Source organism: Vibrio sp. B181a, assembly GCF_030248375.1.
In the GTDB taxonomy this organism is placed as follows: Bacteria; Pseudomonadota; Gammaproteobacteria; order Enterobacterales; family Vibrionaceae; genus Vibrio; species Vibrio campbellii.
In genome coordinates this window covers 34,693-60,508 of the sequence record NZ_JAHGAD010000101.1, presented here as the reverse complement: position 1 = coordinate 60,508, position 25,816 = coordinate 34,693, and the positions used below count along the sequence as shown (strand labels likewise).

At 46.3% G+C, this 25,816-nt stretch carries 22 protein-coding genes; 15 read left to right on the top strand and 7 right to left on the bottom strand.

Translation table 11 applies throughout. The features are described from left to right. Window positions 1-34: 34 nt before the first annotated feature. Complete coding sequence (locus KIO97_RS25345) at window positions 35-2,026, bottom strand: methyl-accepting chemotaxis protein (protein ID WP_045373232.1); 1,992 nt, start codon at window positions 2,024-2,026, stop codon at window positions 35-37. A gap of 235 nt (window positions 2,027-2,261) precedes the next feature. Here KIO97_RS25345 and hinT point away from each other — a divergent pair, with 235 nt between their 5' ends. The 7 genes from hinT to KIO97_RS25310 all read left to right on the top strand — a co-directional run bounded on the left by hinT (window position 2,262) and on the right by KIO97_RS25310 (window position 8,507). Beyond that, window positions 2,262-2,612 (top strand): purine nucleoside phosphoramidase, encoded by a 351-nt coding sequence (gene hinT, locus KIO97_RS25340; protein WP_005431651.1) that lies wholly within the window; start codon window positions 2,262-2,264, stop codon window positions 2,610-2,612. Between the two features lie 70 nt (window positions 2,613-2,682). After that, window positions 2,683-4,077, top strand: a complete 1,395-nt coding sequence (locus tag KIO97_RS25335) for a COG3014 family protein (RefSeq protein WP_038891577.1) — start codon at window positions 2,683-2,685, stop codon at window positions 4,075-4,077. Next, a complete protein-coding gene (locus KIO97_RS25330) occupies window positions 4,077-4,469 on the top strand; it encodes a YcfL family protein (protein ID WP_005431649.1) in 393 nt (130 codons plus the stop codon). The genes KIO97_RS25335 and KIO97_RS25330 overlap by 1 nt, the downstream gene beginning before the upstream one ends. A gap of 91 nt (window positions 4,470-4,560) precedes the next feature. After that, entirely contained in the window at window positions 4,561-5,151 is a 591-nt protein-coding gene (gene lpoB, locus KIO97_RS25325; RefSeq protein ID WP_005431666.1) for a penicillin-binding protein activator LpoB, read from the top strand. Window positions 5,152-5,193: 42 nt separating this feature from the next. Beyond that, complete coding sequence (gene thiK / locus KIO97_RS25320) at window positions 5,194-6,075, top strand: thiamine kinase (RefSeq protein WP_077200960.1); 882 nt, start codon at window positions 5,194-5,196, stop codon at window positions 6,073-6,075. A gap of 75 nt (window positions 6,076-6,150) precedes the next feature. Beyond that, window positions 6,151-6,690, top strand: a complete 540-nt coding sequence (gene ycfP / locus KIO97_RS25315; protein WP_005431653.1) for an alpha/beta hydrolase YcfP — start codon at window positions 6,151-6,153, stop codon at window positions 6,688-6,690. Window positions 6,691-7,217: 527 nt separating this feature from the next. Next, complete coding sequence (locus KIO97_RS25310; RefSeq protein ID WP_005431677.1) at window positions 7,218-8,507, top strand: NAD(P)/FAD-dependent oxidoreductase; 1,290 nt, start codon at window positions 7,218-7,220, stop codon at window positions 8,505-8,507. A gap of 86 nt (window positions 8,508-8,593) precedes the next feature. Here the strand turns inward: KIO97_RS25310 and KIO97_RS25305 are convergent, their stop codons facing one another. From KIO97_RS25305 to KIO97_RS25290, 4 genes are all read right to left on the bottom strand, one after another. Then, on the bottom strand, window positions 8,594-9,142 hold the full coding sequence (locus KIO97_RS25305; RefSeq protein ID WP_045397644.1) for a GNAT family N-acetyltransferase: 549 nt from the start codon (window positions 9,140-9,142) through the stop codon (window positions 8,594-8,596). A gap of 78 nt (window positions 9,143-9,220) precedes the next feature. Further along, on the bottom strand, window positions 9,221-9,988 hold the full coding sequence (locus KIO97_RS25300) for a peptidoglycan binding protein CsiV (RefSeq protein ID WP_010649101.1): 768 nt from the start codon (window positions 9,986-9,988) through the stop codon (window positions 9,221-9,223). Window positions 9,989-9,995: 7 nt separating this feature from the next. Continuing rightward, complete coding sequence (mfd, locus tag KIO97_RS25295) at window positions 9,996-13,457, bottom strand: transcription-repair coupling factor (RefSeq protein ID WP_285384286.1); 3,462 nt, start codon at window positions 13,455-13,457, stop codon at window positions 9,996-9,998. A 25-nt stretch (window positions 13,458-13,482) separates the two neighbouring features. Next, window positions 13,483-14,052 carry a PilZ domain-containing protein gene (locus KIO97_RS25290; RefSeq protein WP_038891579.1) on the bottom strand — a complete coding sequence of 190 codons (570 nt, stop codon included), beginning with the start codon at window positions 14,050-14,052 and terminating at the stop codon, window positions 13,483-13,485. A 264-nt stretch (window positions 14,053-14,316) separates the two neighbouring features. Here KIO97_RS25290 and lolC point away from each other — a divergent pair, with 264 nt between their 5' ends. The 3 genes from lolC to lolE are packed head-to-tail and all read left to right on the top strand — an operon-like array spanning window position 14,317 to window position 17,472. Then, complete coding sequence (gene lolC / locus KIO97_RS25285) at window positions 14,317-15,525, top strand: lipoprotein-releasing ABC transporter permease subunit LolC (protein WP_285384285.1); 1,209 nt, start codon at window positions 14,317-14,319, stop codon at window positions 15,523-15,525. After that, window positions 15,518-16,225 carry a lipoprotein-releasing ABC transporter ATP-binding protein LolD gene (gene lolD, locus KIO97_RS25280; RefSeq protein ID WP_045373222.1) on the top strand — a complete coding sequence of 236 codons (708 nt, stop codon included), beginning with the start codon at window positions 15,518-15,520 and terminating at the stop codon, window positions 16,223-16,225. Before lolC ends, lolD begins: the two co-directional genes overlap by 8 nt. 2 nt (window positions 16,226-16,227) lie before the next feature. After that, entirely contained in the window at window positions 16,228-17,472 is a 1,245-nt protein-coding gene (gene lolE, locus KIO97_RS25275; RefSeq protein ID WP_005431697.1) for a lipoprotein-releasing ABC transporter permease subunit LolE, read from the top strand. 201 nt (window positions 17,473-17,673) lie between these two features. Here lolE and KIO97_RS25270 read toward each other — a convergent pair whose 3' ends face one another. Next, window positions 17,674-18,183 (bottom strand): DUF2062 domain-containing protein, encoded by a 510-nt coding sequence (locus KIO97_RS25270; RefSeq protein WP_005431694.1) that lies wholly within the window; start codon window positions 18,181-18,183, stop codon window positions 17,674-17,676. Between the two features lie 8 nt (window positions 18,184-18,191). Between KIO97_RS25270 and KIO97_RS25265 the strand changes: the two genes are divergently transcribed. From KIO97_RS25265 to kdsB, 5 genes are read left to right on the top strand one after another with little or no spacing between them, the layout of a single operon-like run. Further along, a complete protein-coding gene (locus KIO97_RS25265; protein WP_285384284.1) occupies window positions 18,192-20,450 on the top strand; it encodes a DNA internalization-related competence protein ComEC/Rec2 in 2,259 nt (752 codons plus the stop codon). A gap of 31 nt (window positions 20,451-20,481) precedes the next feature. Beyond that, the gene (msbA, locus tag KIO97_RS25260) at window positions 20,482-22,233 is read left to right on the top strand and encodes a lipid A ABC transporter ATP-binding protein/permease MsbA (protein ID WP_005431688.1); all 1,752 of its coding nucleotides are present in this window, start codon (window positions 20,482-20,484) and stop codon (window positions 22,231-22,233) included. 5 nt (window positions 22,234-22,238) lie between these two features. After that, window positions 22,239-23,246 (top strand): tetraacyldisaccharide 4'-kinase, encoded by a 1,008-nt coding sequence (lpxK, locus tag KIO97_RS25255; protein ID WP_285384283.1) that lies wholly within the window; start codon window positions 22,239-22,241, stop codon window positions 23,244-23,246. Next, window positions 23,227-23,406 (top strand): Trm112 family protein, encoded by a 180-nt coding sequence (locus tag KIO97_RS25250; RefSeq protein WP_005378451.1) that lies wholly within the window; start codon window positions 23,227-23,229, stop codon window positions 23,404-23,406. Before lpxK ends, KIO97_RS25250 begins: the two co-directional genes overlap by 20 nt. Then, window positions 23,406-24,164 (top strand): 3-deoxy-manno-octulosonate cytidylyltransferase, encoded by a 759-nt coding sequence (gene kdsB, locus KIO97_RS25245; protein WP_038891570.1) that lies wholly within the window; start codon window positions 23,406-23,408, stop codon window positions 24,162-24,164. The genes KIO97_RS25250 and kdsB overlap by 1 nt, the downstream gene beginning before the upstream one ends. Before the next feature lie 81 nt (window positions 24,165-24,245). Here the strand turns inward: kdsB and KIO97_RS25240 are convergent, their stop codons facing one another. Beyond that, entirely contained in the window at window positions 24,246-25,805 is a 1,560-nt protein-coding gene (locus tag KIO97_RS25240) for a SpoVR family protein (RefSeq protein ID WP_285384282.1), read from the bottom strand. Between the last annotated feature and the right edge of the window lie 11 nt (window positions 25,806-25,816).

The window sequence follows — 25,816 nt, the reverse complement described above, 5'->3', positions numbered from 1 at the left end:
GTTGCAATGAATTTTCTAGTTTTTACATAAAACTTTATAGTTTAAATCGATGAACCAGTTCGTTTTGTTGATGTGCCAGTTGAGTCAAAGATTCACTGGTTTGCGCGATGCTCGACATCGCATGGTAGCTCTGGTCAGCAATGCTATTGATGTCTTCAATGCTGCGCGCAATATCCGCAGAAGTCTCGCTCTGCTCAGCTGCCGCTTGGGATATGTGGGTACTCATCTGACTGATTTCGATGATCAGCGCTTGGATTTCTTCCATTGAGCTGTTTGCCTTAGAGGCTTGCTCAACAGACATTTCCATATCACTCATGCAGCTTTGAATAACTTGGTTAGCAGACTGCGAACTGGATTGAAGGTTACTGATCATTGCTTCAATCTCAGTTGTCGATTGTGTGGTCTTGGAAGCCAGCACGCGAACTTCATCTGCCACTACCGCAAACCCGCGCCCCTGTTCACCAGCACGTGCCGCTTCGATCGCCGCATTCAGCGCAAGCAGGTTAGTTTGTTCGGCAATATTACGAATCACATCCAGAATCGAGCCGATTTGGCCACTCATTTTTTGTAGCTCAGAAACCGCAGAGACGGATTCGTTTAAGCGTGTCTCAAGCTGGTTGATGGTCGAGATGTTGCTGTTCATGACGTTACGGCCTTGATCTGAAGCCGTCTCAACACGCTGTACCATCTCTAACGAGCCTTGAGCACTTTGCGCGACTTCTTGCACTGAGTGAGACATCTCTGTCATTGCCGTGGCTACGTTTGCGGTTTGCTCACGCTGAGAGTTCAACTGAGCTTGTGCTTGAGAAGAAGTCTGCTCGTTCGTCGAGGCTGTAGACGCTAGGTTTTCTGATGCGTCGTTCAGCTTAACAAGGATGTTATGTAGGCTGTCTGCCAGCGTATTGATATGGCCACTCACACGGCTGAATTCGTTGTTGTAACGAATATCAATGCGTTGCGTCATGTCGCCTTCTGTCAGACCTTCTAATGCCTTCAGAATACGAGTCAGTGGCTCACGAACACTATGAGCAATGTGGTAACCGATAGCCGTTGCAAACAACACCACAATGACGCCAATCACAATCGCTTTGGTAACACCTGCTGAGTAGATGTCGCCTGCGTCTGCAAGAGATTCGTTCAGCTTATTGGTTGCGGTTGTAGTGAACTGCTCAAGAATCGACATGCTTGAGTCAACTTTGGTGGCAAGGTTAGCGATGTTGTTGTAAAGCGCCGCACGTGCCGATAGATAGTTATTGTGTTGGTCTAATACACCACCACGCATACCTACGTCACGGGTAAATTGTTCAACAGACTCGCCGAAGGCTTCTTTAAGTTCAGGAAGTTGAGTCACCAAACCGCGGAAAGCGTAATTCAGATGCGTCACCGCCTTGCGGTTTTTTGCTACGGCTTGCGTTACAAACTCAGGATTTGAGCTTGCCAGCGCATCTGACGTAATCACTTCTGCATCTTTCAGCTTAATGAAGTAGCTTTTCGCCATCACTTTAACTGAGATGCTGGATTGATCCGCCACGTATTCTTTTAGACCCACAGATAGCTCAGTATTGAGTTGTTGGAAGCGACGAGAAGATTTTTGCACTTCTTCTTGTGCAGCGAACATCGCTTCGTAGTTATCCATGGCTTCCTTTGCTTCGGTAAAGTAGCTCTGCTCAAGTTCTTTAAGCTGAGAAAAAGGTTCGGCAAGGGAAGGGTAGATTTGGCTTGCAACTTCAAGTTGGCTCAATGTTGCTTCGAAGCTTTGTTGAGATTTGGCAAATTCCTGACGCATCTGATCCATGCGTTGTTTATTCTCGGTGGTCAGGAAGTCTTTAAAAGATTTGTCGGCAGAAAGAAGCTCTACACTGGTTTGGTTAGATAAAGAGACAAGCGGCAGAGAAGACTTGGATACAGTCTCAAACTTACCGTGAATATCATTCATGCCCCCCATCATAATGGCAATCGTGACTGCGAATAAGACGATGATCAGCGCAAAGCCTGCATACATCCTTTTAATTACTGAACCCCGCATAAGTGAGCTTCCTCTCCCAAAAATAGACAACATAAATTAGAATTGTCTTAAAAAAGTAACAAAATTCATCGGATTGTATTGAGTTTGCGACGCACGTTTTATGACGCACACGACAAAAAAAGCTTCAACGTCACGACTTATATTGATAATGTTAAGTGAACACTGTTTTTTATTGAGCTCGCTTTTGGCTTAGCGCATACTAAATAGGTTACACACCTTATAAAATGGAGTACCCATGGCGGAAGAAACCATCTTTAGCAAAATTATTCGCAAAGAAATCCCAGCAGATGTCCTTTACCAAGATGATTTAGTAACGGCATTTCGTGATATCAATCCGCGTGCGCCAAGCCATATCCTTATCATCCCGAACAAGCTGATCCCGACAACCAATGACGTGGAAGTGGAAGATGAGGCAATGATGGGCCGTATGTTCACGGTTGCGAAGAAGCTCGCTAAAGAAGAAGGCATTGCAGAAGACGGTTACCGTTTGATTGTAAACTGTAACTCACATGGCGGTCAGGAAGTCTATCATATTCATATGCACCTAGTGGGCGGTCGTCCTTTAGGCCCTATGGTATTGAGTTAATCTTTTAGGAGTGGGTGAGGTGATTCATCCACTTCTTTCTTCCTTGAACAACACATTTGTGGAGATAAATGTGAAACATGGTGTGAAGCTATTCGGATTGATGAGCTGGGTCCTGCTTGCTACAGGATGTGCAAACTTATCCGCTGGCAATCTGTTCAGTCATTATAGCGACCAAAATAAAGAAGTTTATCAAGCTGTGGTTGCTGGCGAATATGCCAAAGCTGAGCAACTGCAATCTAGTGATGTCGGTGGCGAAATACTTGGCAACTTTGAACAAGGCCGAATCTCGTTTCTTGCGCAAGACTACCCAACCAGCCTGAGTTCACTTGAAGACAGCGATCGTGCAGTACGCAAACAACAAGATCGCGCTACCATTTCTGTTACGGAAACGGCGACCAGTGTGGGTTCTCTTGCCGTTAACGACAATTTAAACGAATACCAACCTGCCGACTATGAACTCGGCTTTTTGCATTTGTACCTTGGTCTGAACTACCTACAAAAAAATGACCTTGAGGGGGCGCTGGTTGAAATGCGCCGCGCAAACCAAGTGCAAGAGGCGGCAAAGAAAGCACGTGAAAAGGAACTAAACCAAGCAGAGAAGGATCTTAAGAAGCAAGGTATGTCAGCGAACTTAGGTAGTGTGCTAGCCAACTACCCAGACGCAGGCAAAAAGCTGAGCTCTGTACAAAATGGTTACTTATTCTACCTTTCTGGATTGCTGTATGAAGCGTCACGAGATTTGAACAGTGCGTATGTAGACTATCGTCGTGCACTTGCAGTGATGCCAGATAACAAGCAAGTTATTGAAAGCACCATGTATGCCGCGAAAAAGCTCGGTATGCGTCAAGATCTTCGTATGCTAGAGAAGCGCTACGGCAAAGCACCATCAGGGCTGAGTAAGTCGCAAGGTCGCGTGATTGTGATTGATGAGCAAGGTGTGGTGGAAGCGCTACAAGGTTGGCGTATTGATTTACCAATCTATGACAGCCGAGGTGATGGCGCGATCTACTCGCTCGCACTGCCTTATTATCCGAAGCGCGGTACACAACGTTTTGGTGATGTTGCGTTGAATGGTAAAAAGCTACCTTCAAGCACATTGGCTGATGTGAATGCCATGGCACAAAACGATTTGCATGAGCGTTTAACGACGATTGTGATTCGTCAGGCAATTCGTGTTTGGGCCAAAGATAGAATTCGAAAAGAAGCGGCGAAAGGTGATGATGTCGGCAACATTCTTTTCAACGTGTGGAATACACTAACTGAACAACCTGATACCAGAAGTTGGCAGACACTTCCGGGCACGGTGAAAACGGCGTCGAAAGTCGTCAAGCCGGGTCAGCAGAGTCTGAACGTTGGTGATCAGGTGTATCAATTCGAAGTGCCAGCACAGCAAACAACGTTGGTTTGGGTTTCTCGTCAGGGAACACATTCTACGGTGTGGCATAAACAGCTAGGGAGGTTGTAATGAGAGCATGGCTTATAGGTTTGGCAGTGATAGTAGGTTTAGCAGGTTGTGCAGATAACACTGCGGGAATCCGAATCGATGGCCAAACGCAAAAGGTTTTCTTCCACGATAACGTCATGGGTAGTCGCCTGTTGGTAGACAATATTACCACGACTTATGTGGATGACCGTCCACGCGGTGTTGTTCAACTGAGCAGCAATTACAAAGGCGATCAAGAGATTCTTTATCGTTTTTACTGGTATGACAATACTGGATTAGAAGTGAATACCAAACCAGGTCCATGGCGCAAAATGATTGTGCGTGGATTTGAACAAGTGACTTTGTCTGAAGTGACGGTGAACCCGAATGGGACTCAATTCCGTGTACAAATTCGCGAAGCACAAGATAACTAACCCAAGCTTTGGGATACATATTTTTTAGGTAGCTATGCTGCTTTCCCAAGATGGAGACATCTCGGGACGAAACACAAACTAAGGAACTCTCATGAAAAAAAGTATTATTGCTCTTTTAGGTCTTGCCGTCATTCTGGGTGGTTGTTCAAACAAAGTCTCTTACGGTGATGCGCAAGCGACTGAAACCACAACGATCGACTTCGGCTCGACGGATCTACAAAAAATTGCTGGCGAAATGGTCGACAGCATGATGATGTCAGGTTCGGTGGCAGCAATTACTCGTGACCAACGTCCTATCGTGTTTGTTGAGCGTATCAAGAACAAGACAAGCGAACATATTGATACGGAATCAATCACAGACACTATCTCTACTAAGATGCTGAACTCTGGTAAGTTCCGTTTCGTAGATATGGACCGCGTTGAGTCTGTTCGTGAGCAACTTAACTTCCAAAACACTGACGAGCTAGTGAACCAAAGCACGGCAATCCAATTCGGTAAAATGGTCGGTGCGCAATACATGCTTTACGGAAACCTTTCTAGCATCGTGAAAAATGCAGGTAGTGACAAAGACGTTTACTACAAAATGACCATGCGTCTAATGGACCTTGAAACTGGTTTGATTGAGTGGGCGGATGAGACTGAAATCCGTAAAGAACAATCTAAGAGCCTATTTGGTCTTTAATTGATTCTGTTTGGTCTTATGACCTGAGTGGAGAAGTCATTCATGGCGTGGTTTTCTTGGCAACAAGCGAAACAATTAGACCCGAGTTTAAATACTCTTGATGGCTTCTTTACTTCGCCACCAGTGAAGGTTCAAACCGTCACTGGAGGGTTGACCAATCGCTGTTGGCGGTTGGAATCCTCTGAAGGCCTTGCTTACGTCTGGCGACCGACCAGTAATGTATGCAAGGCCTTTGCTATATCTCGCCACAATGAATATCAAGTTCTCAACGCGATTGCTCCGCTCAATTTAGGCCCGAAGCCCGTGTTTGTTCACGAGCAAGGTTTATTGGTGGAGTGGGTGCCGGGTGAAACTCTCACCAAACCGGGAATTGATATTGAAGAGTTACTGCCAATAGCGGCTGCAATCCACGAGTATTCAGCAACGTCGATTCCATTAGTGCCATTCTCTTATCTCTCACGTATCGATCATTATTGGTTAGAGCTGGGGGGCAAGTACGTAGGCACTGAGTTTGAGATGTTGTATCGCAAGTGGCGTTCTGAACCAAGCGTAGAACAAATCCCAGCAGCACTGTGTCATTTTGACCTTGGTTGTTACAACTTAGTGCGCGGCCAAGACGGTGTGAAAGTCATTGATTGGGAATACGCAGGCTTAGCGGACCCAAGACTTGATCTCACCCTTATTTTGCAACTGGCTGACGTACCAATTGAAGATGGTGTCGTCAGGTATTGCCAAGTTCGTCAAATTGAAGACGTGGATTTGTGGCTAGAAGGCGTTCAAGCTTGGATGCCAAGAACTCGAATGATGGCAATGCTATGGTATTTAGTCGCCTACAAATTGTGGGATGATGAACAATACTTAGACAGTGCTCGCGAGTTTAAAGACTTATTATGTATTGAAGATCACTGTTTTGATAACTCATGACTTTTTCCTCTTTAACCATAAGGAAATAGTGGTAGTTTAAAGTGAAGTACCAGCAAGTCACAGGGAGAGGTACACATGATTATTTACTTGCACGGCTTTGATAGTACAAGCCCAGGTAACCACGAAAAAGTTCTTCAATTGCAGTTCATCGATGATGACGTTCGTTTCATCAACTACAGCACACTTCATCCTAAGCATGACATGCAGCACTTATTGAAAGAAGTGTCTAAGGTCATCGACCAAGCGAACGATCCAAATCCACTGATTTGTGGTGTGGGTCTTGGGGCTTACTGGTCAGAGCGAATCGGTTTTCTTTGCGGCATCAAACAAGTGATGTTCAACCCGAATTTGCATCCAGAGAAGACGATGGCAGGGCGTATTGATCGTCCAGAAGAGTACGAAGATATTGCCACCAAATGTGTCGAGCAGTTCCGTACGAAAAACCAAGAGCGCTGTTTGGTTATTTTGTCGAAAGAAGATGAAATTCACGACAACTCAAAAACCGCAGCAGAATTGGATAAACACTACCAAATCATTTGGGATGAAACTCAATCGCATAAATTCAAGAAAATCTCTCACCACTTGCAAGCGATGAAGGCATTCAAAAACGCTTAACTTGCCCCAGAGCAAATGATTTAACTATCTTTAAACGGCACTTTTCGAAGTGCCGTTTTTGTTTCTGGCTTTGCCCAACTTGATAATAATAATTCTGTAGAAATTTACATTTTGTAGCTATTTATTATCTTGATTTATTGTTTTAACCTTTTGTGGCACGAAAACGATACCGTTAAGCAGATGAAAATTAGCCAATCCGTATCTAGAGTAAGGATTTTTGTTGCCATCAAAAGATAGCCCTATATAATGAACTTCGTAAAAATAATTTGATAAATATCAAAAAAAATTGAGAGCGAGTAAGAAACTTGCCCATTTTTTGTCTGAGATCGCGTGTTTCAGACCAAGAAACCGATGCACATCAACAAGCAAATGAAATAAGAAGCAAAAACAAGATGGTATCGGCGTTTATCCAAAAGTGAGCTCACCTCTAGAGACCAAAGAATTCATCGGTTGGATGTATGACCGCAGAGCACTGTGAGTCAGCATCGAGCTGAACCCATATATTCATTTTTGTAGAGGATAACATTGTGACACGCATTATCGTTGTAGGCGGCGGTGCTGGTGGCCTTGAGTTGGCAACCAAACTGGGCCGCACTCTGGGTCGTAAGAACCGTGCGCAAATTACACTGGTAGACCGTAAAGCGAGCCACTTGTGGAAACCATTGTTGCACGAAGTAGCAACAGGTTCTTTGGACGAAGGTGTGGATGCACTGAGCTACCGTGCTCACGCAAAAAACCACAGCTTTGACTTCCAAATGGGCAGCCTTCAAGACATCGATCGTGAACGTAAAGTGATCATTCTAAGTGAGCTTAAAGACGAGCACGGCGAACTTCTTATGCCAAGCCGTGAACTAGAATACGATATTCTGGTGATGGCAATTGGTTCTACATCTAACGATTTCAACACTCCTGGTGTTCGTGACAACTGTATCTTCCTAGATAGCCCAGAACAGGCACACCGTTTCCGTAGTGAAATGAACAACGAGTTCCTAAAACTGCACGCGAAAAACGGTAATGGCACGGTAGATATCGCGATTGTTGGTGCGGGTGCGACTGGTGTTGAGCTCTCTGCTGAGCTTCACAACGCGGTGAAAGAGCTGCGTACTTACGGCTTTGGCGACCTAGATTCTAGCAAGCTAAACGTAAACCTAGTTGAAGCGGGCGAACGTATTCTTCCTGCGCTTCCTCCACGTATTTCTTCTGCGGCACACCAAGAATTGGTTAAGTTGGGTGTCAACGTACGCACAGCGACCATGGTGACGCAGGCGGACAAAGACGGTCTGACGACGAAAGACGGTGAGAAGATCCCTGCGCAAATCATGGTATGGGCTGCGGGTATCAAAGCGCCTGACTTCATTAAAGATATCGCAGGTCTAGAGACGAACCGTATTAACCAGCTTGTAGTGAAAAACACGTTACAAACCACACGTGATGACGACATCTTCGTTATTGGTGATCTAGCACAATGTACTCAGCCTGATGGCTCTTTTGTTCCGCCACGAGCTCAGGCTGCGCACCAAATGGCTAGCCAAGCGTTTACTAACATCGTTGCTAAGCTAAATGGTCGTGAACTGAAAGCTTACGAATACAAAGACCACGGTTCTCTGGTTTCTCTAAGCCGCTTCTCTACGGTTGGTAGCTTGATGGGTAACCTAACCAAAGGTTCGATGATGGTTGAAGGTCGTATCGCTCGTGTGGTTTACATTTCGCTATACCGCATGCACCAAATGGCGCTGCATGGCGTGATTAAGACAGGCCTGATGATGCTGGTTGGCCGTATCAACCGCGTACTGCGTCCGAACTTGAAGCTGCACTAATATTTGATGATTTGGCTCTTTAAGCTGATTTGGTTGAGAGCGAAACAAAGGTCAAAACAGAAGCCACCGCATATCGGTGGCTTTTTTCATTCTAAGTCACTAGGAAGCAGTGAATACACTACGCCATCCTTTGGCTTGCCATGGAAGATAAAACGGTTTCTGGCAATGGCTTCTTTTTGTGCGCCAACGGATTCAATTAATGCCTGACTAGCGGTGTTATCTGGATCGCAGACAATTTCCACGCGAGTTAAATTGAGTTTGGCAAAGCAGAACTCTGCCAGTGAGCGAATCGATTCTTGTGCATAACCTTTGCGCTGATAGCGATCGGCAACCCAATAACCAATGCTTGCCATATTGAAGGTATGGTAAAGCTCATTAACCGCCGCCATGCCTACGAGACTGTTGCTCTCACGCTCGTAAACGCCAAAACCAAACGCCTCGGTTTTGACCCAATTTAAGCGAGTTGCTAACAAGAAATCTTGAGCGTCTTTTAACGTAACGTCTTCATCGCACCAATCTAGCCATTGATGCAGAGAAGGGGATTCGACTAGGAGTCGCTGCAAGGTGTGAGCGTGTTCTGAAGGAATCAGTCGCAGCGCTAAACGAGGGGTGATGATTTCAAAATCTGGACTCATGAATTGATACAACTTCCATGTGAGACTCTAGATAAAACAAAGCGCAGCCAGTGCTGCGCTTTTATGTTGAGGTGGCTCTTATCGAACTCGACGAACTTGAATGATCATACCCATCAATGGGTTGTCTAGGTAGTGGGTTTCGCCACTGCGCATACGACGCTTTTGATCCATTCGGAAGCTCTTCAAAAACTTCTCTTCGGTCACGGTTGGGGTGACTTCCGCTAAGTTGCCAACTTGTACGTTGCCATCGACTTCGCCAAATTCATCAGATAGCTGTTCAGAAGGCTGTGACGCTAGGTGGACTTCACGCACGCTTGGTTCACGAATATCGATGGTTGTTTCAGCAAACAAGTAGTGCTGAACATAGATTTGTAACTTACCGTCTAGTTCGTACAGTGGGCCATTCACGCTCTCTTCACTGTAGCCATCGGTTGATAGTGATGTGCTGCTGCCGACAGGGCTGCCATCTGCATTGTAAGAACCAGAGAAGTCTCTGCCACCAACCATACGGAAGATTGGTGCACTGGCTTTACCACGGTCACCTTGACGCCATGCCACGTGTTTTAGCACTTTAAAGCCTGCGTGGTTGTTCAGCGCAGCTTCTTGCGCGTTCAATCGGTAAGAAGAACGTGGTAGAAGCGTAACGCCTTTTGACTGGCGGTAAGAATCGCTTTGTAGGCTGCCGACGTTACTCATTTCAATAGTTGGCAGTTCATTTGGCCATGATTCACTGGTATTTTCAGCGTTGACTGCTCGCTTGAAAATAATTACTTCAATATCAAATTGACGCGCAGCCCAAGATGGCATTGAGACACAAAGAAGCAATAATGGGATCAGTATTCTCATTCGACTATTAGCTCGTTGGTAATAAATTCTGTTTAAAATCATTCAGTAAGTCTTGAACAAACTGGATGCGTTTACGTCGGTCCGTCAATGGTACGCTAAACTTGAACTTAGTTGGACCTTCCATTGCAAATTTTTGCGGCTGTGATTGCAGGAGTTTAACCAAATACGCTGGATTAATGTCAGCATCAGGGTAAAACTCAATGAATCCGCCCTTATCATGCGCCTCAATTTTCTTCGCTTTGAGACTTCCTGCCCCAATTTTCAACTCTGAGACAGATAGGAGGTTCTTGGTTGCATCTGGTAAAACACCAAATCGGTCAATCAGTTCCACTTTCAGTTCAGACAAACCTTCGTTATCCGTCACGCTTGCAATACGTTTGTACATCGATAGACGTGTGTTCACATCTGGAATGTAGTCATCCGGCAATAGCGCTGGGATACGCATTTCAATTTCAGTTTGTTCGCGAAGCAGATCATCCAATGATGGCTCTTTACCTTCTTTCAATGCTTCAACCGCTTGTTCAAGCATCTCCATATACAGTGTAAAGCCAACAGATTGAATTTGACCACTTTGTTCGTCACCTAATAGCTCACCCGCACCACGAATCTCAAGATCGTGCGTGGCCAGTGTGAAACCTGCACCGAGATCTTCCAGCGAAGCGATCGCATCAAGACGCTTAATCGCATCTTTGGTGATGGCTTTTGGATGTGGCGTCAATAAGTAAGCGTAAGCTTGGTGGTGTGAACGACCAACGCGGCCACGAAGCTGGTGCAACTGCGCTAAACCGAGGTTATCGGCACGATCCATAATGATGGTGTTGGCCGTCGGAACGTCGATACCTGTTTCTATGATGGTGGTACACACCAGCAGGTTGAAACGCTGGTGGTAGAAATCGTTCATGATGCGCTCTAGTTCGCGTTCACGCATTTGACCATGGGCAACGGTCACGCGCGCTTCAGGAATCAGCTTTTGTAGGTCTTCAGCGGTTTTTTCAATGGTTTCTACTTGGTTGTGTAGGAAATAAACCTGACCACCACGCATGATTTCACGCAGTACGGCTTCGCGTACCACAGAGTCTTCACGTTGACGCACAAAGGTCTTGATAGCTAGGCGACGCGCAGGCGGTGTTGCGATGATCGACAAGTCGCGCATGCCACTCATTGCCATATTCAATGTACGAGGAATAGGGGTTGCGGTCAGCGTTAGGATGTCGACATCAGCACGCATCGCTTTCACTTTTTCTTTTTGGCGTACACCGAAGCGGTGTTCTTCATCGACAATCAACAAGCCAAGATCTTTGAATTTGATGTCGCTTGAAAGTAGCTTGTGAGTACCTACGACAATATCCACTTTGCCATCGGCGACGTCTTGAAGAATGACTTTTTGCTCTTTTGCCGATTTAAAACGCGAAAGTACTTCTACGCGAATTGGTAAGTTGGCAAAGCGGTCACGGAAGTTTTCAAAGTGTTGCTGAGCAAGTAGGGTGGTTGGCACCAATACCGCGACCTGCTTACTGTTGTCTGTAGCAACAAACGCAGCGCGCATCGCCACTTCTGTTTTACCAAAGCCCACATCACCACATACGAGACGGTCCATGGCTTTTGCTTGGCACATATCGGATAGAACCGCATTAATGGCAGTTGACTGATCATCGGTTTCTTCAAACGGGAAGGTGGCTTTAAATGTGGCGTATTGACCACGGTCCAGCTCAAACTTGTAGCCCGGTTTCAATTCACGCTTAGCGTAAACATCAAGTAGCTCTGCCGCGACGTCGCGTACTTTCTCAGCGGCTTTACGACGAGCCTTCGCCCATGCTTCACCACCCAGTTTATGCAGCGGCGCGCTCTCTTCGGCACCACCAGAGTAGCGGCTGATTAGGTTTAATGAAGAGACGGGAACGTAAAGTTTGGCATCATTTTGATACTCAAGGGTTACGTATTCCGTTTTCATGCCGCCCGCTTCAAGAGTCTGTAAGCCAATATAGCGACCGATACCGTGATCGATGTGCACAACGGGCTGACCCGGCTTAAGTTCAGCTAGGTGACGAATAACGGTGTCACTGTTTACCGCTTTCTTGTCTTTGCGGCGACGTTGAATCACACGATCGCCCAGCAGATCGCTTTCACAGATCAGGGCGAAGTTCAGGTCATCATGAATAAAGCCATGTTCTGCTGCACCTAAGATCAAACTGAAACGATCATCAGAATCCAGTGCTTGGTAGAGTGAACCATGCACGACAGGACGCACTTTAATGCCTTGCAGCAGCTCTGTTAGTGCTTCTCGGCGGCCTTCCGATTCCACAGAGAAAATGATTTTACCTGTGAATTGTTCACTGAATTGACGTAAACGCGCTAACGGCTCTTTGTTCTGCTGTTGAACACCAAGCTCGGCTAGAGATTGAACTGTGAGATTCTGGCGACCAGCACGCTTAACGATTTTCTCTAAGTTCAGCTGCGCCTGTGGCAGGCGTTTGAAGTGAGTAAATAGTTCGTCTTTCTTCAACCACAATTCATGTGGCGCTAACAACGGACGCATCGGATCGATTTTCTTTTGATCGTAGCGGTAATCTACGTCATTCAAGAAGGTATCCACTGAGGCTTCAATATCACCGTATGTGATCAGTTGAGAGTCTTCTGGCAGGTAGTCAAACAGTGTTTCGGTATGGTCGAAGAACAGTGGTTGCCAGTACTCGATACCTGCCGGCCAAGTACCTTTGGTGACTTGCATGTAAATCGACTCGGGCTCGCGGCGAGCTTCAAACTGAGAACGCCAGCGAGTACGGAAATCTTCAATTGCCGCTTTGGTTGTCGGGAACTCATGCGCTGGTAGCAATTGGATTTGCTGAATGTCTTCGATCGAACGTTGGTTTTCTGGGTCGAAGGTACGGATGGTGTCGATCTCGTCATCGAAGAAATCAATGCGGTATGGATCTGAGCTGCCCATTGGGAACAGGTCAAGGATCGACCCTCGGCTCGCGTATTCACCCGGACCAAACACTTGATCAACGTGACGGTAGCCTGAGTTCTCTAGCTGCACACGAAGCTTATCTAGTGAGAATTGGTCGCCCGTTTTCACCATCAAAGTGTGTTGCAATAAGAAATCACGTGGAGACTGACGCTGCAACACCGTACTTACTGGCACAATCGTTACGCCATTACTTTGAGTCGGCAATTGGTATAAGCGTGCAATACGGTCTGAGATGATCTCTTGGTGCGGAGAAAAGTTGTCGTAAGGCAGTGTTTCCCAATCTGGAAATAGGCTGACTGGTTGTTCGGTAAACTGTTCAATTTCCGCTTGTAGCTTGAGTGCGATTTGTGGATCTGGCACTACAAGCAAAGAGTGACTTGAATGCTGTTTGGCTAGCTCAGCGATTGCCATTGCCAATGCTGCACCAGGTAGGTTGCCAAGTTGTTTTTTGTCGCCACGCTCAGATGGATTCGTGACGGAAAGAATTGTTGCTTTTGTCATGATAGTTATTTAAGGAGCATGAGGGTTATTTGTTTTCTCGCTCTAGTGAGCGCTGACGGAGTAATTTTTGCTGTTGGTATAGCGCGGCTTTGATTAATAAATCTTGGTCAGCTTCTCGAAGCAGTTTGTACTTGAGTGTAACCACATAACCTTGCTCTGATTGTTCACACTCTACTACCTGAGCGTAGCAGTAAATCGCTGCGGCAGGATGATCTAAGAAGAGTTTCACTCGAACCAGTTGGTCTTTTTCTACGGCAGAAGCGCTGCGATAGCTCAGTTGGCTTGCACCGAATTGCGTGGTTTGAAAACGCAGTGCAATATCATCTTGCTGAGAAAGCATAAAACTCAGCAGTAAGTTGAGTTTTGAGTTTTGGGTATCCAGCAAGCTGATGACGTGTTTCAACTCTTTATTTTGCAGTTCCAGTCTCGCGTTATCCGCTAACATATCTAAGTGACTGAATTCACTTGCGACGATGAACGGTGCTGGAATTTCAGATACAAAAGTGGCCTCATCTGGCAGAGCAAAGTCCGTCCCTAACGTTTCGACGTTAATCGTCAGATTGTGGTGCACGGTGAAGTATTCTTGCTCTGTCATAATTTGGTCCTTTTCTGCCATCGAGCGCTCTCATTTCATTGAAGAATGAGTAGGATAGGGGAGTGATTATCGCTAATCAGGGTAAGTTATCAAGTTTACCTGTTTTTATGGCTGAACTTTTTGCAGTAAATGGGGACTTATTGCATGTCGTTGACAAATTTAGCGATTATCTTGTCTTCTTCATAGTAAGAGTAAGGTAAGATAACCGCTATTAATTAGCTAAGTATTGGCTCCATTATTAGAAAACCAGTTGGTTTGTCCTATATGTATCATCCTATCTCTTTGTTTATTGGCTTGAGGTATCTTCGGGGACGCTCCGGGGATAGATTCAGCCGATTCGTTTCTTACATGTCGACCGCAGGTATCACGATTGGTGTGATGGCGTTGGTGACAGTACTGTCTGTGATGAATGGCTTTGAAGCTCAGCTTAAAGAGCGCATTTTAGGCGTACTTCCTCATGCTGTCGTTTCTCAGTATGATGGCAAAACGCCAATGAGCGAGACGGCGCCCCAATTCATTCAAAATATGTCGACCATTGCTGAGCCAGAGCCGATTGTGCGTGGTGAAGCGGTGATCCAAAGTTCCGCGCAGCTAACCGCTGGTTACTTGATTGGTATCGAGCCTAAACTTGGTGATCCTATTTCCAATCACTTGATAGCAGGTCGCTTATCTTCGCTACAAGCGGGTGAATATAAGGTTTTCCTTGGTCACAGTTTGGCGCGCTCTCTTAAAGTATCGATGGGTGACAAAGTCCGCTTAATGGTGACCAATGCGACGCAATTTACCCCATTAGGTCGAATTCCAAGTCAACGTAACTTCACTGTGGCGGGTATCTTTAATACCGGCTCAGATGTGGATGGTCAGCTTATGATCGTCAACATGACTGACGCTTCTAAATTGATGCGTTTACCGAAAGATACGGTATCCGGTTGGCGTGTGTTCTTCTCTGACCCATTCATGGTGACGGAATTTGCAGATAAGCCAATGCCGGAAGGTTGGCAATGGAGTGACTGGCGTGAGCAGCGTGGTGAGCTTTTCCAAGCAGTAAAAATGGAAAAGAACATGATGGGCTTGATGCTGGGGCTGATTGTTGGCGTAGCAGCATTTAATATTATTTCTGCGTTGATCATGGTGGTGATGGAGAAGCAATCGGAAGTCGCGATTCTCAAAACTCAAGGCATGAAGCAATCTCAAGTGATGGCGATTTTCATGGTGCAGGGCGCGAGTAGTGGTGTGATTGGTGCGATTGTTGGTGGCGCGGTCGGCGTTGCTTTATCGCTCAATCTCAATGCGATTCTGGAAGCGGCAGGCGTTGCCTTGTTTAGCTTTGGTGGTCACTTGCCAATCGTGATTGATTCATTCCAAATTTTATTAGTGGTAGTGCTGGCGATTGCTCTGAGTCTAGCTGCAACTGTTTACCCGTCTTACCGAGCATCTTCTGTTAAACCTGCTGAGGCACTTCGCTATGAATAAGCTATTAGAATGTCGTGATATTCGTAAAGTCTACCGAGAAGGCTCGTTAGATACGGAAGTGTTGAAAGGCGTGAGTTTTGATATCGACAAAGGTGAACTGGTTTCTATTGTTGGCTCATCTGGCTCAGGTAAGAGTACGCTGCTTCACATCCTTGGTGCTTTAGATGATGCATCTCAAGGTGAAGTGGACTTTCTAGGGCAGAACTTGTCTGCGCTAAGTTCAAACAAGCAAGCGGCACTACGAAACAAACATCTTGGTTTTGTCTATCAGTTCCATCACCTATTGGCTGACTTTACCGCAGTAGAAAACGTTGCGATGCCATTGTTGATTGGTGGCGCAAAAGTAGCGGATGCCAAAGCGGAAGCAAAAGCTCTGCTTGAGAAAGTTGGCCTAGGGCACCGCATGGACCACCGTCCTTCGGAGCTATCAGGTGGTGAACGCCAACGTGTTGCGATTGCGCGTGCTTTGGTTAATAAGCCTGACTTGGTTTTGGCTGATGAGCCTACAGGTAACCTAGACCACAACACGGCATTGGCGATTTACGACTTAATGCGAGAGCTAAACCAGGAGTCAAACATCGCTTTCTTGGTGGTGACCCACGATAACGAGTTAGCTGCGAAAATGGATCGTCAAATGCACATGCAAGATGGTTTGCTGGTGGATCGCTTCACGACTCAAACAGCGGCTGCGGAGGGCTAATTTTGTTTTCATCTTTAGCATTGATGATCGGTGGCCGTTTTAGTCGCGCGAAAAAGCGCAACAAGATGGTGTCGTTCATTTCTCTCTCTTCCACTATTGGTATTGCGGTTGGTGTTGCGGTGATCATTATAGGTCTATCCGCTATGAACGGCTTTGAGCGTGAGCTGCAATCGCGCGTACTTTCTGTGATTCCGCACGGTGAGTTAGAAGGGGTGAATGGACCGCTGCATAACTACACCAAAACCATGAACCAAGCCTTGAGTCATGAACACGTCGTCGCAGCGGCGCCTTATGTCCGATTTACGGGATTGGCAGAAAAGGGCAGCAAGCTTAAGGCGATTGAAGTACGTGGTGTGGATCCTGCTTTTGAACAAGCGGTGTCGAGCATGTCGGAATTCATTGATCCAAAAGCATGGCAGAACTTCTATGCGGGCCAACAGCAAGTCATTTTGGGGCGTGGTGTAGCGAATGAACTTAACGTCGACGTAGGTGACTACATTACATTGATGATTCCGCAAACCGGAAGTACCAATAAGGTTCAAGCGCCGAAACGAGTTCGCGTGAAGGTGGCTGGATTCCTAACACTCAATGGTCAAATCGATCACTCATTGGCTTTGGTGCCGCTGAAAGATGCTCAGGCTTATGCGCGCTTAGGTGATGGCGTAACAGGTATTTCGCTCAAGACCGATGATGTGTTAAACGCACCTTCCATTGTGCGTGAAGTGGGCAATCTGATTGATGTGTATGTTTACCTGAAAAGCTGGCAACAACAGTTCGGCTTCTTGTATCGCGATATTCAGCTCGTTCGTACTATCATGTACTTGGTGATGGTTTTGGTTATCGGTGTGGCGTGTTTCAACATTGTGTCGACACTGATGATGGCGGTGAAAGATCGCGCGGCGGAAATTGCGATTCTTCGTACGATGGGTGCAAAAGATGGTTTGATTAAACGTATCTTTGTGTGGCAAGGCGTCTTCTCTGGCGTATTCGGCAGTCTTGCTGGCAGTGTCGTTGGCGTTCTTGTCGCTCTCAACCTCACACCGATTATTAAGGGGCTGGAAGCCTTAATTGGTCACCAGTTCCTTTCGGGAGATATCTACTTTGTCGACTTCTTGCCATCGCAGTTGCACTGGCCTGATGTCGCTTTAGTTTCCATTACAGCGATTGTTCTGAGCTTGCTAGCTACTTGGTATCCCGCATCTCGTGCAGCGAAGCTTAACCCAGCGGCGGTATTGAGTTCAAAGTAGTGGATAGAACTTAGCGAAGCGCTGGCCACTCACTGACACAAAAAAGGGCCGAATCTCGGTCCTTTCTTTTATCTGTAATCTAACTATCTCTGCGGTGGCTCGGTAGCTTTCATACTTGAGTTACATCGCCTTTCATTTCGAACGTTAACTGTTCTCCATTCGATGTTCTGCGACCTGCCAACTGAAAGATAAGTACTTATCTTATCTTATCTTACGTTTTTGCCAGCTTCTGACCACTGAGTAACGCCATAATCCACGTATACCAAAATAGCCTATGATGGCTGATACCACGCCACAGATTGCGCAGCCTAGTAGGAACGGAGGCCCAATGGTATTCATTTGCTGCATGATGAATTCCCACGACAACTCAAAGTGGAACGGTTGTGGTGGTACATGCATGACCAATGCGCCAAGTTTGTATGCGAAGTAGAACAGCACCGGCATGGTGATTGGGTTACTGATCCAGACAAGGGCAACAGATAGAGGCAAGTTAACACCAAGCATGATGGCGAGACCCGCCGCCATGATCATCTGGCTCGGAAGCGGAACAAACGCCATAAACAGACCAACAGCAAAAGCACCTGATGCAGAGCGACGATTTAAACACCACAAGTTTGGGTTGTATAAAACGTTGCCGAAGACCTTCAGTGCTTTTTGGCGTTTGATCATTTCATGATCTGGCATGAAGCGTTTTATCAGCTTTCTAGGCATAGGACGACATGACTCTCTTAGAAAAAAGTTTGACCTTGGCGTTATTTGTAGCGAGCGTTATATCGTCTGCGTGGTGGCCGACGATGCCTGATTGGCGATGGTTGCTGCTGGGAATAATTGCCACTGGCTCGATTATCAAATTACGTCGTGGCTTATTGAGCATAGGCGTAATTTGGGGCTTTATGGTTGTCATTATCCACGGCAATGTTATGGAGCATCAAAGACAAGCCCTGTTTCGAGCAGGGGTGAATATTACCATAAATGGCAAAGTTGACAGCCCTTTTACGCAAATAAGTCACGGATATGAAGGAATTGCGCAGATCAATCAGGTGAATTCTCAAAACCTGTTACCTTTTCTTAAACCGAAAATCCGATTGATAACCGCTTTCCCACTGCCCGTTAACAGTGAGTTCACTACTCAGGTGACGATCAAACCGATTCTGGGTTTGAAGAATGAGGCGGGGTTTGATGCGGAAAAGCAAGCGATAGGTAAGGGTATTACCGCTAGAGCTGTCACACCTGATGACGCGAAATGGTTGATTCGTACACACTCTTCATTTCGACAGCAAATCATTACGGCCGTTGATAGTCATATTGCTGAGCTTGACCATTTCCCGTTAATCAGTGCATTAGCATTTAGTGACCGCTCCCTGCTTGCTAAACAGGATTGGCAGTCTCTGCGAGATAGCGGGCTGCTGCATTTGGTCTCAATCTCTGGTTTGCATATTGGAATGGCGTTTGCGTTTGGCATGAGTTTGGGCTTTGTCATTCGGCTTCTATTCCCCAAATTTGTTCACCTTCCTTCCGCTGTCGGTTTATTGGCAGCGCTCGTTTATGCGTGGTTGGCCGATTTTTCTTTACCTACAACCCGTGCTTTCTCGGTTTGTGTCATTTATCTCGTACTTAAAGCGGCGTTGGTTCATTGGAGCCCTTGGCGAGTGTTATTGCTCGCAGTCTCGATACAGCTTTTCATCGAGCCTTTTGCTTCATTCACGATGAGCTTCTGGTTGTCTTATCTGTCCGTGGTTGCCGTGCTTTTAGCCGTGAATGTGGTTCAACAGCGACGCGGCAATTGGCAAACGAAGCTGAGTTCACTACTAAAAATACAGTTAGTACTTACTTTGCTTATCGTGCCAATCAGCGGTGCGTTTTTCTCTGGAACAAGTTTGGTATCCATCGCTTACAACCTAGTTTTCATTCCTTGGTTTGGTTTTTTGGTCGTTCCTTTGATGTTCCTAGCGCTGATTGTAACCCCAATTGCTTTTCAGTTGGCTGGTGTGCTTTGGCAACTGGTGGATTGGGTGTTGTTGCCACTGACATGCTCATTACAGTTTGCGGTTGGGAGTTGGCATTTTGTAAGTTTGCCTTTGACCTTAACGATACTCGCAGTTGCCATCTGTGGATTATTGAGACGTTTTTTAAATCGGGGCTCGATCGTTACGTTAGTCATTCTAGTAACGGGTGTCGCCCTATTTTATGAGCGTACAACAAATTCTTGGCGAGTGGACGTGTTAGATGTAGGGCATGGCCTTGCGGTATTAATTGAGAAGCATGGAAAGGTGGCGCTTTATGACACAGGCAAAGCTTGGAACTCAGGGAGCATAGCTCAGCAAGTTATCTCTCCCGTATTACATCGCAGAGGTTTTGGCACCATTGATATGTTCATTATCAGTCATGCTGATTCGGATCATGCTGGAGGTAGGCAATATATAGAGCAGCACTTTTCGCCAGCGCAGAAATTCAGCAGTCAAAACTACGCTAACTACCAATCTTGTATTGCGGGTGAACGCTGGTATTGGCAGGCGCTTTATTTTGAAGTCCTATGGCCACCTAAGCAGGTAAACCGTGCTTATAATCCTCATTCGTGTGTTGTTCGAGTTGTGGATAAGGAATCGGGTTTTAAATTGCTTTTGACTGGCGATATTGAAGCCGTCAGTGAGTGGATACTTATGCGTGAACCCAACAAGCTAGAGAGTGATGTTATGTTGGTTCCTCATCATGGTAGCAAGAGCTCTTCGAATCCAAAATTTGTTCAAACTGTCTCTCCAACCTTGGCGATAGCCTCGTTAGCAAAAAGTAATCAGTGGGGCATGCCTGCTGAAAATGTTTTATCGGCTTATCAGGCAGCAAATGCCCACTGGCTGGATACGGGAAATCATGGGCAGGTATCGGTGTTTATTGAGCGAGACAATTGGTACTTTGAAGCTAAACGTAGTGAGACATTTGAGCCTTGGTATAGGCAGATGCTGCGTAAGGGAGTAGAATAAGAGTCTTAATGTAAGAAAATAAAGCACTTCTATGTCGATAAATACTGATGAAACGACCTGGCAGACGTTTAAGCGTCTATGGCAATTTATTCGCCTTTATAAGTCAGGTATTATCGTTGCCGTCATTGCATTAGTGATTAATGCACTTTCAGATACCTATATGATTTCTTTGCTAAAACCACTTCTTGACGAAGGTTTTGGTAATGCGGAATCGGATTTTCTACGCACGCTTCCATTGATTGTTTTCGCCATGATGTTCATTCGTGGTGTGAGCGGATTTGTCTCGACTTACTGCTTGAGCTGGGTATCCGGCAACGTGGTGATGCAAATTCGTCGCATGGTGTTTAATCACTTCATGCATATGCCAGTTTCTTACTTTGATAAAGAAAAAACAGGTAATTTACTGTCTCGTATTACTTATGATTCAGAACAAGTCTCTGCCGCAACAAGCCAAGCGCTGGTAAGCATTGTACGTGAAGGTGCGAGCATCATCGGTCTTCTTGTGTTGATGTTCTACAACAGCTGGCAGCTTTCTCTGGTACTATTTGCTGTTGCACCAGTTGTGGCTTGGGGTATTGGTATCGTTTCTAAGCGATTCCGTAAGATCTCTAAGAACATGCAAACAATGATGGGCCATGTGACGGCTTCTGCTGAGCAAATGCTGAAAGGTCACAAAGTCGTACTAAGCTACGGCGGTCAAGATATCGAAGGCAAACGCTTCGAAAAAGTCAGCAACCAAATGCGTCAACAAAGCATGAAGTTGGTGACAGCTCAAGCCGCAGCAAACCCAATCATTCAAATGATCGCGTCTATTGCGATTGTTGTAGTTCTGTACCTAGCAAGTATCGACTCAATCAAAGAACAGTTAACGCCGGGTACATTTACCGTTGTATTCTCAGCAATGTTTGGTTTGATGCGTCCGCTTAAAGCGCTGACAAACGTAACCTCACAGTTCCAACGTGGTATGGCAGCGAGCCAAACCTTGTTTGCCCTGGTAGACCTAGAGCCAGAGAAGAACGAAGGTAAGTTCACTGTAGAACGTGCAAATGGCGACGTTGCAGTAAAAGAAGTCAGCTTTACCTACGAAGGTGCAGAGAAACCGGCACTTGAGAACGTGAGCTTTGATATTCCAAAAGGCAAGACAGTTGCTCTTGTTGGTCGTTCAGGCTCGGGTAAGAGTACCATCGCGAACTTATTCAACCGTTTTTACGACGTCAGCGGTGGTTCAATTACACTTGATGGCCACGATATTCGTGACTACGAGCTTAAGAACCTGCGCGAGCAGTTTGCATTGGTATCGCAAAACGTACATTTGTTTAATGACACGATTGCAAACAACATTGCTTACGCGACAGAAGATCAATACACACGTGAAGACATCGAACGAGCCGCTAAACTTGCTCACGTCACTGAGTTCGTCAGCAAGATGGAAGATGGCCTTGATACGATGATTGGTGAGAATGGTGCGAGTCTATCTGGCGGTCAACGTCAACGTGTCGCTATTGCTCGTGCACTTCTTCGTGATGCCCCTGTTTTGGTTCTTGATGAAGCGACATCAGCTCTAGATACGGAATCTGAACGTGCTATTCAATCGGCGCTGGATGAACTGCAAAAAGACAAGACGGTATTGGTGATTGCACACCGACTGTCGACTATCGAGAATGCAGATGAAATTCTAGTGGTAGATGAAGGTTCTATCGTTGAACGCGGTAACCACGCGGAGCTGATTGCCAAGAAAGATGGCGCGTACGCTCAACTTCATCGAATCCAATTTGGTGCCTAAGAACTGTGGTTGAAAAAATCTGGTTCGAAAACCATCCTCTCAAATACCTGCTGTGGCCGCTTTTGTGGCCACTGAGCTTGTTGTTTGGTGCGATCAGTAAGTCTAAGCGTCAACAATTTCAATCAGGTAAAAAACAAGCTTACAAAGCGCCAGTGCCTGTCGTCGTGGTGGGTAACATTACGGCTGGAGGCAATGGTAAAACACCAGTTGTTGTTTGGCTGGTGGAGCAATTAAAACAGCTTGGTTACAAACCAGGCGTTGTGTCTCGTGGCTATGGGGCGAAAGCGCCGCAGTATCCTCTGGTTTTGGATGACAATACACCAGCGAAACACTGTGGTGATGAGCCGAAGCTGATTTATCGCCGCACTGGTTCACCTGTCGCCGTAGACCCGGTTCGTGCCAATGCGGTGAAAGCATTGCTTGAAACTGGCGTTGATATCATTATTACTGACGATGGCCTCCAGCATTACGCTCTAGAGCGAGATATCGAGTTCGTTATCGTTGATGGTAATCGCCGCTTTGGCAATGAAAGCCTTATTCCACTTGGTCCACTTCGTGAAGGGGTAGAGCGTCTTGCTGAAGTCGACTTTATCATCACGAATGGCGGTCAAGCTCAGCAAGGCGAAATGCCAATGTCTTTAGCGCCATCAAAGGCGATAAACCTGAAGACAAAACAACAAGTCGAGGTCAGTGAATTACGTGATCTCGTTGCGTTTGCGGGGATAGGGCATCCACCACGATTTTTTAATACACTTAATGCAATGAATGCAGACGTCAAAGTGACGAAAGGCTTTGCCGATCATCAAGACTTTGACCAGCAAGAATTACAAGCATTGGCTCAACAAGGAGCGAATGTGATTATGACAGAAAAAGATGCCGTCAAATGCGACAGTTATGCGCAAGACAATTGGTGGTATCTGCCCGTTTCTGCACAGTTTGAATCAAACGATGCAGAACGAATTTTAAATCGAATAAAAGAGGTTAAAGCGACTTATGGATCACCGTCTGCTTGAGATTGTAGCTTGCCCTGTGTGCAAAGGTAAGCTGACGTACGATAAAGATAATCAAGAGTTGATCTGCAAACTGGATCGCCTTGCTTACCCAATCAAAGAGGGTATTCCTGTTCTGCTTGAGCCAGAAGCACGAACCATGAGCATGGACGAGGGACGCTAATGTCTTTTACGGTTGTCATTCCTGCACGTTACGCGTCAAGCCGCTTACCGGGTAAGCCGTTGGCAGACATTGGTGGTAAACCAATGATCCAATGGGTATATGAACAAGCCTTACAAGCGGGCGCAGAAGACGTGATTATCGCAACTGACGATGAGCGCGTATCGGCGGCGGCAGAGCAGTTTGGTGGCAAGGTTTGTATGACCTCGCCAAACCACGAATCTGGCACTGAGCGACTAGCGGAAGTGGTAGAAAAAATGGCTATCCCTGCAGACCACATTGTGGTTAACGTTCAGGGTGATGAACCATTGATTCCGCCATCGATTATTCGCCAAGTGGCTGACAACCTAGCAGGTTGCGATGCACCAATGGCAACGCTTGCGGTTGAGATTGAATCGGAAGAGGAAGTCTTCAACCCGAATGCGGTGAAAGTGGTTGCGGACGAGCGTGGTTATGCCATGTACTTTAGTCGCGCAACGATCCCTTGGGATCGTGACAACTTTGCTAAGCAAGACAAAACCATCGCGAATCCATTGATGCGTCACATTGGCATCTACGCTTACCGTGCTGGCTTCATCAATACTTATGTGAATTGGCAGCCAAGCGCACTTGAGCAAATCGAGTGTCTAGAGCAACTTCGTGTGCTTTGGTACGGTGAAAAGATTCATGTTGAAGTGGCAAAAGAAGCGCCAGCAGCAGGTGTGGATACACCAGAAGATTTAGAAGCAGTACGAGCCATTGTCGCTAAGCAAGCACAATAAGCTTGGTATTGATTTCCAAATTAGAAAGGCTCCTCATTGAGGAGCCTTTTTGTATCTACGGTAGATTAGAAGCTGTATCGGTTAGATATTGGTGTCGTACTGATTACGTTTCGGACAGGTCGAGAGAATTTCTCTGTGTCCGGTGTCTTTCACTTCTTCTAAAATCACATCGAAGCCCCACAAGCGATACACATGCTTAAGTACCTCTTCATAACTGTTATCCAAAGGAATGCGGTTATGAGGGACGTATTGAAGTGTTAACGAGCGGTCACCGCGGACATCCACGTTAAACACCTGAATATTTGGCTCTAAGTTCGCCAAGTTATATTGCGCAGCCAGCGTTTCACGAATGCGTCGGTACCCCGTCTCATCATGAATGGCGGCAACTTCGATGAAGTTTTTACGATCATCGTCATTGATGGCAAACAACTTGAAATCACGCATGAGCTTCGGTGACAAGTATTGGCTGATAAAGCTCTCGTCTTTGAAGTTATGCATGGCAAAGTGAACCGCTTCCAGCCAGTCGGTGCCTGCTAGCTCAGGGAACCACTCTTTGTCCTCGTCTGTTGGCTCTTCACAGATACGTTTGATATCACGGAACATCGCGAATCCAAGCGCATACGGGTTGATGCCACTAAAGTAAGGGCTGTTGTAAGGTGGTTGTGCAACCACGCTTGTGTGACTGTGCAGAAACTCGAGAATGAACTTTTCAGACACTAAACCTTCATCATAAAGGTGATTAAGGATGGTGTAGTGCCAGAAGGTTGCCCAGCCTTCGTTCATGACTTGAGTTTGTTTTTGAGGATAGAAATATTGGCTCACCTTACGCACGATACGCACAATCTCGCGCTGCCATGGCTCAAGCAGTGGTGCGTGTTTTTCAAAGAAGTAGAGCAGGTTTTCCTGTGGCTCGCTAGGGAAGCGAATTTTGATGTCTTCTTCTTTGGTTTTCGATTGTGGAACGGTACGCCATAACTCATTCACTTGCGATTGCAGATAAGCTTCACGCTCTTCCTGACGCGCTTTCTCTTCGTTGATTGATATCTTTTCAGGACGCTTATAACGGTCGACACCGAAGTTCATTAGGGCATGACAGGAGTCGAGTAGTTGTTCGACTTCGTGCACACCGTAGCGCTCCTCACATTCTGCAATGTAGTTCTTCGCGAACAGAAGATAATCAATGATCGAACTAGCGTCGGTCCAAGTTTGGAACAGATAGTTACCTTTGAAGAACGAATTGTGCCCATAGCACGCGTGAGCAATAACCAGTGCTTGCATGGTGATGGTGTTCTCTTCCATCAGGTAAGCGATACATGGGTTAGAGTTGATCACGATTTCGTAAGCCAACCCCATTTGGCCGTGCTTATAGTTCTGCTCCGTTTGGATGAACTTTTTACCAAACGACCAGTGGTTGTAGTTGATGGGCATACCGATGCTTGAGTACGCGTCCATCATTTGCTCTGAGGTAATGACCTCAATTTGGTTAGGGTAGGTGTCGAGACGATAATGCTCCGCCACACGCTTGATTTCTTTGTGGTAACGCTCCAGCAATTCAAACGTCCAGTCCGGACCATCTGGCAGCATATTCTCTCTGCGTTTTTTCGAGGCTTCCCCCGAAAGGTTTGTCGTTGCGGTATTCATCGCTAGCCCCC

Bases quoted from the DNA above. Each gene is read 5' to 3' on its own strand.
- KIO97_RS25345 (WP_045373232.1), bottom strand. From the start codon at position 2,026: ATGCGGGGTTCAGTAATTAAAAGGATGTATGCAGGCTTTGCGCTGATC.
- hinT (WP_005431651.1), top strand. From the start codon at position 2,262: ATGGCGGAAGAAACCATCTTTAGCAAAATTATTCGCAAAGAAATCCCA.
- KIO97_RS25330 (WP_005431649.1), top strand. From the start codon at position 4,077: ATGAGAGCATGGCTTATAGGTTTGGCAGTGATAGTAGGTTTAGCAGGT.
- lpoB (WP_005431666.1), top strand. From the start codon at position 4,561: ATGAAAAAAAGTATTATTGCTCTTTTAGGTCTTGCCGTCATTCTGGGT.
- thiK (WP_077200960.1), top strand. From the start codon at position 5,194: ATGGCGTGGTTTTCTTGGCAACAAGCGAAACAATTAGACCCGAGTTTA.
- ycfP (WP_005431653.1), top strand. From the start codon at position 6,151: ATGATTATTTACTTGCACGGCTTTGATAGTACAAGCCCAGGTAACCAC.
- KIO97_RS25305 (WP_045397644.1), bottom strand. From the start codon at position 9,142: ATGAGTCCAGATTTTGAAATCATCACCCCTCGTTTAGCGCTGCGACTG.
- KIO97_RS25300 (WP_010649101.1), bottom strand. From the start codon at position 9,988: ATGAGAATACTGATCCCATTATTGCTTCTTTGTGTCTCAATGCCATCT.
- mfd (WP_285384286.1), bottom strand. From the start codon at position 13,457: ATGACAAAAGCAACAATTCTTTCCGTCACGAATCCATCTGAGCGTGGC.
- KIO97_RS25290 (WP_038891579.1), bottom strand. From the start codon at position 14,052: ATGACAGAGCAAGAATACTTCACCGTGCACCACAATCTGACGATTAAC.
- lolC (WP_285384285.1), top strand. From the start codon at position 14,317: ATGTATCATCCTATCTCTTTGTTTATTGGCTTGAGGTATCTTCGGGGA.
- lolD (WP_045373222.1), top strand. From the start codon at position 15,518: ATGAATAAGCTATTAGAATGTCGTGATATTCGTAAAGTCTACCGAGAA.
- KIO97_RS25270 (WP_005431694.1), bottom strand. From the start codon at position 18,183: ATGCCTAGAAAGCTGATAAAACGCTTCATGCCAGATCATGAAATGATC.
- KIO97_RS25265 (WP_285384284.1), top strand. From the start codon at position 18,192: ATGACTCTCTTAGAAAAAAGTTTGACCTTGGCGTTATTTGTAGCGAGC.
- msbA (WP_005431688.1), top strand. From the start codon at position 20,482: ATGTCGATAAATACTGATGAAACGACCTGGCAGACGTTTAAGCGTCTA.
- KIO97_RS25250 (WP_005378451.1), top strand. From the start codon at position 23,227: ATGGATCACCGTCTGCTTGAGATTGTAGCTTGCCCTGTGTGCAAAGGT.
- kdsB (WP_038891570.1), top strand. From the start codon at position 23,406: ATGTCTTTTACGGTTGTCATTCCTGCACGTTACGCGTCAAGCCGCTTA.
- KIO97_RS25240 (WP_285384282.1), bottom strand. From the start codon at position 25,805: ATGAATACCGCAACGACAAACCTTTCGGGGGAAGCCTCGAAAAAACGC.